The following is a 9,669-nucleotide window of genomic DNA, read 5'->3' as shown; positions in this document are numbered from 1 at the left end:
CCCTCGTTTTTTATCTTTTGCCATGTTCTGACCCTACTCCGTACCAATGGCTTGCAAATGCGAAAAATTAATTCGCCGAGTCTATCACTTTCCCTGGCACAGCAACACGCATCGGCAATGCTTTCATCGCGGTAGTTTTAGCGCTTCCACCGCCTCCAGGCTGCAACTTATCCGCAATCCGGTATAGAATGGCGGTAACTTTTCGTTAACCCCGCAACTGATTAAGACTCTTTATGGCAAAACAACCACCGCGCGGCGCACTCAAAAAACCGCAGACGGCCTCCGCTGGCCAGATCCGCATCATCGGCGGCCAATGGCGCGGGCGCAAACTGCCGGTGCCCAACAGCGAAGGCCTGCGCCCAACCACCGACCGCGTACGCGAAACCTTGTTCAACTGGTTAGCCCCGGTGATCCGTGGCGCTCGCTGTCTGGACTGCTTCGCGGGTAGCGGTGCGTTGGGGTTGGAAGCGCTGTCGCGCTATGCCGAAAGCGCCACGCTGCTGGAATATGAACGACCAGTCGCGCAACAGCTGGGTAAAAACCTGGCGTTGTTGCAGGGCAATGGCAGCGTCGTCAATACCAACGCCTTAACCTGGTTGGCGGGCAATGGGCAACCTTTTGACGTGGTGTTTCTCGATCCCCCGTTCCGTAAAGGGTTGCTGGCCGAAACCGTCACGCTGTTGGAGCAACAGGGCTGGTTAGCGAACGAGGCCTGGATTTACGTCGAGGCCGAAGCCGAAAGCGCCGCCACCGATGTCCCTGCAACCTGGACATTGCACCGCGAGAAGGTCGCCGGCCAGGTAGCTTACCGCCTTTACCTACGCACCCTTGAAGAGAAAACCGAACATGCTGATTAATCTGGGCCGTCTACTGATGCTGTGCGTGTGGGGCTTTCTGCTCACCAACCTGTTTCACCCGTACCCCAAGCCGCTGACCTACTTCATCAACGTAGCCTTGTTCTTTATGGTGGTGATGCACGGGCTACAGCTGGTGTTACTGAAATCCACCCAGCCGAAAGACCAGCCCATCAGCCGCTGGCTGGAAACCAAGATCTTTATTTTTGGCGTGTTTGAGCTGCTGGACTGGCAGAAAAAGCAGCCGCCACTGAAGAAAAAATAGCCTATTAACGGGCGCCGCATGTGGCGCCCCTACGATTTTTGTGCCGTGAAGGAGATAAAACGGGTGCCCTGCAGGCTCAGCGTGCCCTGAGCGCCTTTATCTATCTGATTATATTGCTGCTGCGGCAACGGTATTTTGATCTCGCTGCCGCCCGTCAACGGGCGGAAGTACACTTCGTAACGCATATCTTCCACCACGATATTTTCCCGCTGCCGCGAACGACGATTCGGCGAGGGGAACTCCCGCTTGGCGCTGACTTCCACCTGCAATGTACGCACCGGCTGGCGGTCATTATCTGCATCCTGGCGGCGTTTGTTGAGGTATTGGCGAGTCGCCAGCACCGCAATCAGCGCGATCACGGCAACAAAGAACAACGGTGGCTTACTCATTGACGGTTTTCCTCTTTTACCCGGCGAATATCACTCGCACCTAAAACCGCGTAAACATAGCATTGAGAAGAAAGCATTGTCGAACCCACGCGCGCTGCTTACACTGAGAAAGTGACAACCTGGAGTTGGTTATCCCGGCTCCAATAATAAATAAGGAAGACATATGAGTTGGCCGTTCCTTGCCGTATTTTTTTCCGGTTGGTTGTTCGTTGATGCCTCCTATCGCGGCCCGCGCTGGCAACGCTGGGTATTTAAACCGGTCACCTTGCTGCTGTTGCTGTTATTGGCCTGGCAGGCTCCGGTATTGGGCCCTGCGGGTTACTTGATCGTTCTGGGCCTATTGGCGACGCTGGCGGGTGATGCCTTGCTGCTGCTGCCGCGCGAGCGCGTGCTGTACGCCATCGGCGCTTTCTTCCTCTCACACCTGCTGTATACCCTGAGCCTTGCCAGCCAGATGACCTTCAGCCTGTTCTGGCCCTTGCCGCTAGTGCTGCTGGTGATTGGCACACTGCTGCTGGCCATCATCTGGAGCCGCTTGGAAGAGATGCGCTGGCCGATCGCCACGCTGGTCGCCATGACGCTGCTGATGGTGTGGCTCGCGGGGGAACAATATTTCCTGCGCAGTACCGACTTTGGCTTCTCATTGCTGGCGGGTACCTCGCTGCTGCTGTTGGCCAATATCGTCTGGCTGCTGAACCGCTACCGCTTTACCTTCCGCGCGGCAGACGCCGTAGTCGCCTTCTGCTACTTCTCCGGGCATTTCCTCATCGTCCGCTCGCTATATCTGTAATGGCAGGCTACGGATTCGGGCAACCGGATCCGTAGCGCCCCCGCAATTAACAATAATTCTCATATCGCGCTTGACTCTGGAGTCAGCTCCAAGGTGTAGAGTGCTTGTTGAGATGATATTGGATTGCCTGAAGGGGGCGCTATGCAGACTCATAAACCACATAATCACCAAGAGCATCAGCATCAAGAACATAATCACGATCACAGCTGCGGCTGTAGTCATGACCACGCCAAAACCCAGCATGGCTGTAGCAGTGAAAAAACCCCGGTGGGAGCAACCGCTGCCCATGATCATCAATTGGCCCATGAGCACGGAGCCAGCTGTTGCAGTAGCGATGGCCCCGACGATCCGGATGAGGAGAGCGACAGGCTGGCTGCCGCTCCCCCTTCCGGCAGCCAGCGTTTCAGTTGGAAAGTCACCGGCATGGATTGCCCCAGCTGTGCCAAGAAAATCGAAAATGCCGTGACCTCGATCCCCGGCGTCGACAGCGCTCGCGTGCTGTTTGCCACTGAAAAACTGGTGGTGGATGCCCAATCCGACGTCAGCATGCGGATCCAGGACGCGGTAAAACAGGCTGGCTTTACCCTGTTAGGAACTACCCCGGCGGCACAAGGCGATGAACCGAAAGCCTCAAGGTTTGGTGAGTATGGCCCTCTGATACTGCTCTCCGCGCTGATGGCGATTAGTTGGGTTCTGGACTTTTTCAACCCACGACTGGGCGAAATTGCCTTTATCGCCACCACGCTGGTCGGCCTGGCCCCCGTTGCCAGCAAAGCCCTGCGCCTGATCCGTTCAGGCACCCCGTTCGCCATAGAAACCCTAATGAGCGTTGCCGCCATCGGTGCGCTGTTTATCGGTGCCACCGCCGAAGCGGCCATGGTACTGCTGCTGTTTATGGTAGGGGAACTGCTGGAATCCTACGCGGCCAACCGTGCACGCCGTGGCGTGAAAGCATTGATGGAATTGGTGCCGGAAGATGCTCTGCTTATCCGGGGCAACGAACGCAAACGCGTGCCGGTGTCCAGCCTGCGCCCTGGTGACGTGATAGAGATCGCGCCCGGTGGCCGCTTGCCTGCCGATGCTGAATTGCTAAACCCGTTCGCCAGCTTTGACGAAAGCGCTTTAACCGGTGAATCCGTGCCGGTAGAGCGCCAACAGGGTCAGAAAGTGGCCGCTGGCAGCCTGTCCGTCGATCAGGCCGCGCAGATGAAGGTCACTTCCGAGCCGGGCAAAAATGCCATCGACCGTATCCTGCAGCTGATTGAAGAGGCCGAAGAGCGCCGGGCACCGATTGAGCGCTTCCTCGATCGCTTCAGCCGTTACTACACTCCGGCGATCATGCTGCTGGCCGTGGCGGTGATCCTGGTGCCACCGTTGCTGTTTGCCGAGCCTTGGGAGATGTGGATCTACCGGGGTCTGACCTTGCTGCTGATCGGTTGTCCGTGTGCCTTGGTCATCTCCACGCCAGCGGCCATCACCTCTGGCCTTGCGGCGGCCACGCGCCGTGGCGCGCTGATTAAAGGTGGTGCGGCATTGGAACAATTGGGCCAAGTGCAAACCATCGCGTTCGACAAAACCGGTACGCTAACCGAAGGCAAACCGACGGTAACCGACGTGCTGCCAGCAGAGGGCCTTAGCGAGCAACAACTTCTGGCCATCGCAGCGGCAGTCGAGGCGGGTTCACATCATCCACTGGCACAGGCAATCGTCAACCGCGCAGCGGAAAACGGGGCTGCATTGCCACTGGCCGAAGGCCGCCGGGCGCTGGCTGGTATCGGGGTTGAGGGGAAGATCGACGGTAAAATCATCCTGATCAGTGCACCAGGTAAGTTGACGGAAAGCCAGATGAGCAGCAAATGGCGCAATCAGGTAGCAACGCTGGAAACGGCGGGTAAAACCGCGGTGGTGGTATTACAGGATGGGCAGGCTATCGGTTTGCTGGCGTTGCGTGACACCTTACGCAGCGATGCCAAACAAGCCATTGCTGAGTTGGCACAGTTAGGCGTTCGTGGCGTGATGCTCACCGGCGACAACCCGCGTGCAGCCGCCGCCATTGCCGATGAACTGGGGATCGATTACCGCGCCGGGTTAATGCCGGAAGACAAAGTGAAAGCGGTAACCGAGCTGAGCAAACGGCAACCCACCGCCATGATCGGCGACGGTATCAACGATGCCCCGGCGATGAAAGCGGCCAGTATTGGCATTGCGATGGGTAGCGGCACCGACGTGGCGTTGGAAACGGCCGATGCCGCCCTGACGCACAACCGATTAACTGGCGTTGCCGAGATGATCCGCATCTCCCGCGCAACACACGCCAACATTCGCCAGAACATTACCATTGCCCTTGGGTTGAAAGCAGTGTTCCTGGTCACCACCCTGCTGGGGATGACCGGACTGTGGCTAGCCGTATTGGCAGACTCTGGGGCGACCGCTCTGGTGACCGCCAACGCATTACGGCTGCTGAAAAAACGTCAGTAAGCCCATTCTATCGTCAGGGCGCAACCAACGCTGCCCTGACGCTCTTACCTGAAAAATAGCACGGCCAAGACGCACTTAATGCCCCTATAAGCCACAGGACTTTATTATATTCTCCAAGCACCTTTACACTACATACCTATAAATTCTATGAATTTATTAGGGTAATGGTCGAATTAATGAAACCACTGCATTCTTATAAAATCCTGAATCTGCTCGTCGTTACTTTCATTCCTTCCCTGGCTCTGGCGCAACAGCCTAATGACACCGCTACCGCACAGCTGATTGATGAAGCAAAACGCCCACCATTCACCCAAGGTGCGGCGATGCCAACCGACCAACACAACGCACCAACGACAGCGCCCCAGCCAGAACATCGTATGTTGCCGATTTGGGGGGATGAGGCTCGAGCCCGCGGCTATGAGCTGCCAGAGCCGTTCGGTATTGGCGTCAACTACATGAACATAAGGCAGAATATCAATGTCGAGAGTATCAACTTTTCCGGACTAGGCCTGGGTTCGCTCGCCATTCCGTCGGATTTGTTCAACATCGGCGTTGGCAAAACCCGCGAACAGAGCAAAACGGAAACCATGCGTCTGGACACCTGGCTGCTCCCGTTCCTCAACGTTTACGGCATTGTTGGCCATACCAAAGGCAGTTCGTTGTCTCAGGTCTCCGTGGACGCCGATCCCAGTAAATACAAAGGATTGGATTGGATCATCGCTTCTGCTGTGCACAGTCTGAACCAAAGCGGGCAACTGCGCGATCTGGACTTCAAGCTCGATTTTAAAGGCACCACTTACGGCGCAGGCGTCACGCTGGCCGGAGGCTATGAGAACTGGTTCACTACGCTCGATACCAACTATACCCGCACCAGCTTCAATATCCTTGACGGCCAAATCTCTGCACTGACGGTGACACCCCGTGTCGGCTACCGCTTCCAGGTGCCAGGTATCCAGGGCCAAAGCAATCTGAACCTGTGGGTCGGTAGCATGTATCAGGATGTGCAACAGGAGTTCCGAGGCAGCCTGTCTGATTTGCAGATGCCCGCAGCGCTTCAGCCACTGATCGCTATCGCCAACCAGAAAGGAGAAGGCCGTTTCGACGTGAAGCAGCATCTGCAATCACCTTGGAATATGCTGCTGGGTGCGCAATATGAGATCACGCAGCATTTCAACCTGTTGACCGAATTTGGCTTTAGCCAACGCAACAGCTTTATGGTCTCGGGTGAATATCGCTTCTGATGGCGATACCGCTCCGCTACCTGACGCTGCCCCTGCTCGCTCTGCTGTCCTGTGCCCATGCCGCTTTGCTGTCACGTCAGCAAGTTGATGGGATGCTAGCCCCTCTGGGTTCAGACAATCATTTCGACAGCAGTAAAACTATCGATTGGGGTGTGTTGCCCGGCCCGTTTTATACCCCAGAACTCGGTCTTGGCATCGGCACCGCTGTCGTGGGCCTGTACCGGCCAGACAGCCTTGATAGTGTCAGCCAAAATTCGACGCTGGCGCTAAAGGGCTTTTTCAGCAGTACCGGTGCCTTCGGCGTTGGCTTTGAAAACTACAGCTTTTTCGCTAACGACCAATGGCGCTTCTTTGCCAGCGGCTCCCTGAATAATATGCCAACCTATTTCTGGGGCACCGGTTATCAAGCCGGACGTCACGACAGCAACAAGGAGAAATATACCCAGCAATCGTTCCAGATAGCGCCACAGCTGCTGTATCGTATTGCTAGTGCCACTTACGCTGGACTCGGTTGGGATCTTTCCTCAACGCACGCCAGCGATCCCGATGGGGGAGATAGCAGCCTGTTCAAAGCTCAAGAAGCTGGCACCTCGTCGTTCAGTTCGGGGATCAGTGGCTCGTTAAGCTACGATACGCGTGATTTCGTTTCTAATGCCAGCCGTGGCCAGTTTCTCAGCCTGAGCGACACCTATTCCGCGCCAGAATTGGGCGGGGATAGCCGCTTCAATACCCTTGAAGGACAATACAACGCCTATTACAGTCTAAGTGAGAAGAGCGTACTAGCATTGGACGTCTACAGCCGCCTGACCACTGGTGATGTCCCCTGGGACAGGCTATCTGAACTGGGCGACGACAAACGGATGCGGGGCTATTACCAAGGACGTTATCGCGACAGGAATGCGTTCAGCGGCCAAGTTGAATATCGCCGCAAATTGAACTGGCGGCATGGTTATGTCCTTTGGGCAGGAGCCGGAACACTAAGCCGGAAAAGCGGTGATCTAGGCCAAGGGCCTTGGTTGCCGACGGTGGGGGCTGGCTACCGTTTTGAATTCAAACCGCGGATGAACGTACGGCTCGATTTTGGGGTCGGGCGTAAAAGCAGCGGGTTCTATTTTCAGGTAGGAGAAGCTTTTTAATGCGTTTGGTTGCGCTGATATTTTTGCTGCTGCTTAGTCCCACGCTACCCGCCAAGGCCTTGGAAACGCTGATCACCTCGCAACCTACCCGTGAGAGTCCTCTTGCCTGGCCGGTGACTGAGCCACTCTCGCCACCGGATGGTTTGCGCCCTTGCTGCGCCTTTGGCTATAACCTCAAAGTACAGGCGTTAGGCATTCCGGTACCGTTTTATCAATTGGGTAACCTCGTAGACGCCGATCGGCTTGGCGCACACCACTATAATGACAGCGCTTTCAATGCGATCGGCAACTTGATGGGATTGGGCAGTGAGCAATTGGGATTGGTCTACACCTATCGTGGGGGATTTATCGACATCGCTCACGTTCGCGATACCGCCGACAATACCCTGTTCCTGTTCAGCCAGCTGTTGCCTAAGCTGGGCCAGCAATGGACACTCGATCTTAGCCCGGAATTGGCAAAGCGTCGTATACGGCTGAACGCCTTTACCCCACCGCAAGAGGCTGCCCAACGCTATACGTTAGCGGCTTACCTGGCCGGAGAGCTCGCCTTCCAGATGGCGGCATGGCATGAAGTGGCACAGTGGTACGGCTACCAATCGGTGCCCGGATTTCCTGAAGAGATTTCTGCATTTACGCCAGAGGATTTGTATTCCAATCTGCTAGGGGCAAGGTTGGCGATCGACGCTATCCTGCAAGGGCGTGCGATATCCGTTGCCAGTTACAACAGCGCAATGGAGACACTGCTACCCGCCGCCTTGCACCAGCTTGGCGCGGTTTCAATCACCGAAACCCGGCGGCAGTTTGACGGCATTGACGGCGACTGGTGGGACAGCCACCGCCGAGTACCGGAGAAATTTTTAGTCTTGAAACGGGATTACACCACCAGCAGCAATCGCCTGCCCAATCAGCCACCCTTCGAGTATGCCGCTCCGCAACGTCTGACGTTGCCGCTACAGATTGAGGGATTAACGCTGGCAAAATTGGCGGAGCTGCAACTCGGGCCTGGAGATACCATGCACAACTTGCCAGTCCCGGCGCATTATTATCGCCCAGAGGATTTTAGTGGGTTGGCCTTACACGCGAGTGCACTGGACGCGCAGCAGATACTGCAGAAACGTGTAGCAACCGCTCGGTGATTAACTCTCAAGCCCTTTGCGCAGCAGATAGCGATACGGGGCCTGCTCAGTTTCCTGGGCCACCAGCGTATGTTCCATAAAGCGGCAAAAACCCGGGATGTCGCGGGTGGTGGCCGGATCGTCGGCGATGATCAGCAAGGTTTTACCGTTATCCATATGGCGCACGGTTTTGCGCACCATCATTACCGGTTCCGGACAGCGCAGCCCCAGCGCGTCTAGCGTCTGGTCTGCCTGGGCAAAAATGTCAGTCATACATCTCTCTCGATCTAAAACGATCGGCGAACCCTCGCCGGATCTGATTACCCGCTAGTTTACGCCGGTAGTTTTTCTGCGCAAGATACGTTAACGTTTGCGTTAAATTTAACCATTGCATTGAATATCCAAACGCGTACCATGTCGCCGCGCAGTTAACAATGGGTTCCCTCACCCCACACTCAAAAAGGCTACATATATGTATTCGTTTACCGATCGACAACGCTTAATCGCGTTGGTTTGGCTATCGCTATTCCACATCGCCATCATTACTTCCAGCAACTATCTGGTACAGCTGCCGATCAGCATTTTCGGCTTTCACACCACCTGGGGCGCCTTCACTTTTCCGTTTATCTTCCTGGCTACTGACCTGACCGTACGGATCTTCGGAGCCCCGCTGGCACGCAGGATTATCCTTGCCGTGATGGTCCCGGCGCTGTTTATCTCTTATGTGATCTCCACCGTCACTTTCCAGGGCGAGTGGCAGGGCTTTGCCGCCTTGACCAGCTTCAACCTGTTTGTGGCGCGTATCGCCGCCGCCAGCTTTATGGCGTACGTGCTGGGCCAGATCCTGGACGTGCAGGTGTTCAACCGCCTGCGCCAACGCAGCGCCTGGTGGGTTGCTCCCGCTGCAGCCATGTTCCTGGGCAATATCAGCGATACCCTGGCCTTCTTCTTCATCGCCTTTTACAAAAGCAGCGATCCCTTTATGGCTGCCAACTGGGTGGAAATCGCGCTGGTAGATTACAGCTTCAAAGTGCTGATCTGCCTGGTATTCTTCCTGCCGATGTACGGGGTACTGCTCAATATGCTGCTCAAACGTCTGGCAGAACGCCAACCCGCCAACCGGTTGCAACTGAGTTAATCCGCCTTCTGGTTTATAGTGGGCAGTCTGACTTTATGACGGCTGCTCATGCGCTTAACCACTCGCCATGCTAAGAATGCTCATTGGCCACGAATATCAGATTTTCGCTCTAGAAAAGAAAGGCGAAGTAGACGACTATCGTCTATTACTTAAAAAAACCCTGTGACATCCATTGCCATACGGTCAACCAACTCTATCTGCAAAGGAATAAGGAACACCAGATGCGTAAAGTAACAAAATTGATGGGTATCGGCCTGTTAGTG

Annotated in this window: 10 protein-coding genes and 1 pseudogene; 9 read left to right on the top strand and 2 right to left on the bottom strand. The window is 55.6% G+C overall.

Annotated features, from left to right (window positions below; genetic code table 11):
- The first annotated feature begins 233 nt into the window (after positions 1-233).
- Together rsmD and ACLQ7H_RS27130 are read left to right on the top strand one after the other, a co-directional pair.
- Positions 234-857 (top strand): 16S rRNA (guanine(966)-N(2))-methyltransferase, encoded by a 624-nt coding sequence (rsmD, locus tag ACLQ7H_RS27135; protein ID WP_411755347.1) that lies wholly within the window; start codon positions 234-236, stop codon positions 855-857.
- Complete coding sequence (locus ACLQ7H_RS27130) at positions 847-1,119, top strand: DUF1145 family protein (protein WP_021181508.1); 273 nt, start codon at positions 847-849, stop codon at positions 1,117-1,119. The genes rsmD and ACLQ7H_RS27130 overlap by 11 nt, the downstream gene beginning before the upstream one ends.
- Positions 1,120-1,148: 29 nt before the next feature.
- Here ACLQ7H_RS27130 and ACLQ7H_RS27125 read toward each other — a convergent pair whose 3' ends face one another.
- On the bottom strand, positions 1,149-1,508 hold the full coding sequence (locus ACLQ7H_RS27125) for a DUF2500 domain-containing protein (protein ID WP_021181509.1): 360 nt from the start codon (positions 1,506-1,508) through the stop codon (positions 1,149-1,151).
- A gap of 163 nt (positions 1,509-1,671) precedes the next feature.
- On the opposite strand from ACLQ7H_RS27125, the gene ACLQ7H_RS27120 reads away from it, so the two are divergent.
- The 5 genes from ACLQ7H_RS27120 to ACLQ7H_RS27100 all read left to right on the top strand — a co-directional run bounded on the left by ACLQ7H_RS27120 (position 1,672) and on the right by ACLQ7H_RS27100 (position 8,289).
- Positions 1,672-2,298, top strand: a complete 627-nt coding sequence (locus tag ACLQ7H_RS27120; protein WP_411755346.1) for a lysoplasmalogenase — start codon at positions 1,672-1,674, stop codon at positions 2,296-2,298.
- Between the two features lie 141 nt (positions 2,299-2,439).
- Positions 2,440-4,776, top strand: a complete 2,337-nt coding sequence (locus tag ACLQ7H_RS27115; protein ID WP_411755345.1) for a zinc/cadmium/mercury/lead-transporting ATPase — start codon at positions 2,440-2,442, stop codon at positions 4,774-4,776.
- A gap of 323 nt (positions 4,777-5,099) precedes the next feature.
- Positions 5,100-6,017: a hypothetical protein gene (locus ACLQ7H_RS27110; RefSeq protein WP_411755349.1), complete on the top strand. Its 918-nt coding sequence runs from the start codon at positions 5,100-5,102 to the stop codon at positions 6,015-6,017.
- Entirely contained in the window at positions 6,005-7,153 is a 1,149-nt protein-coding gene (locus ACLQ7H_RS27105) for a BamA/TamA family outer membrane protein (protein ID WP_411755348.1), read from the top strand. Before ACLQ7H_RS27110 ends, ACLQ7H_RS27105 begins: the two co-directional genes overlap by 13 nt.
- Positions 7,153-8,289: a DUF4056 domain-containing protein gene (locus ACLQ7H_RS27100; RefSeq protein WP_411755344.1), complete on the top strand. Its 1,137-nt coding sequence runs from the start codon at positions 7,153-7,155 to the stop codon at positions 8,287-8,289. Before ACLQ7H_RS27105 ends, ACLQ7H_RS27100 begins: the two co-directional genes overlap by 1 nt.
- On the opposite strand, the gene tusA is transcribed toward ACLQ7H_RS27100, so the two are convergent.
- Positions 8,290-8,541, bottom strand: a complete 252-nt coding sequence (gene tusA, locus ACLQ7H_RS27095) for a sulfurtransferase TusA (protein ID WP_024484647.1) — start codon at positions 8,539-8,541, stop codon at positions 8,290-8,292.
- A gap of 199 nt (positions 8,542-8,740) precedes the next feature.
- Here tusA and ACLQ7H_RS27090 point away from each other — a divergent pair, with 199 nt between their 5' ends.
- Both ACLQ7H_RS27090 and ACLQ7H_RS27085 read left to right on the top strand, forming a co-directional pair.
- Positions 8,741-9,406 carry a 7-cyano-7-deazaguanine/7-aminomethyl-7-deazaguanine transporter gene (locus tag ACLQ7H_RS27090; RefSeq protein ID WP_021181513.1) on the top strand — a complete coding sequence of 222 codons (666 nt, stop codon included), beginning with the start codon at positions 8,741-8,743 and terminating at the stop codon, positions 9,404-9,406.
- 64 nt (positions 9,407-9,470) lie between these two features.
- Positions 9,471-9,572 (top strand): annotated as a pseudogene (locus tag ACLQ7H_RS27085) (GNAT family N-acetyltransferase); the annotation flags it as partial.
- Positions 9,573-9,669 lie beyond the last annotated feature (97 nt).

The organism is Serratia sp. (in: enterobacteria), from assembly GCF_046715635.1.
In the GTDB taxonomy this organism is placed as follows: domain Bacteria; phylum Pseudomonadota; class Gammaproteobacteria; order Enterobacterales; family Enterobacteriaceae; genus Chania.
The sequence above is the reverse complement of the archived record's forward strand: the minus strand, read 5'-3'. Positions and strand labels throughout refer to the sequence as shown.

Bases quoted from the DNA above. Each gene is read 5' to 3' on its own strand.
- rsmD (WP_411755347.1), top strand. From the start codon at position 234: ATGGCAAAACAACCACCGCGCGGCGCACTCAAAAAACCGCAGACGGCC.
- ACLQ7H_RS27130 (WP_021181508.1), top strand. From the start codon at position 847: ATGCTGATTAATCTGGGCCGTCTACTGATGCTGTGCGTGTGGGGCTTT.
- ACLQ7H_RS27125 (WP_021181509.1), bottom strand. From the start codon at position 1,508: ATGAGTAAGCCACCGTTGTTCTTTGTTGCCGTGATCGCGCTGATTGCG.
- ACLQ7H_RS27120 (WP_411755346.1), top strand. From the start codon at position 1,672: ATGAGTTGGCCGTTCCTTGCCGTATTTTTTTCCGGTTGGTTGTTCGTT.
- ACLQ7H_RS27115 (WP_411755345.1), top strand. From the start codon at position 2,440: ATGCAGACTCATAAACCACATAATCACCAAGAGCATCAGCATCAAGAA.
- ACLQ7H_RS27110 (WP_411755349.1), top strand. From the start codon at position 5,100: ATGCCAACCGACCAACACAACGCACCAACGACAGCGCCCCAGCCAGAA.
- ACLQ7H_RS27100 (WP_411755344.1), top strand. From the start codon at position 7,153: ATGCGTTTGGTTGCGCTGATATTTTTGCTGCTGCTTAGTCCCACGCTA.
- tusA (WP_024484647.1), bottom strand. From the start codon at position 8,541: ATGACTGACATTTTTGCCCAGGCAGACCAGACGCTAGACGCGCTGGGG.
- ACLQ7H_RS27090 (WP_021181513.1), top strand. From the start codon at position 8,741: ATGTATTCGTTTACCGATCGACAACGCTTAATCGCGTTGGTTTGGCTA.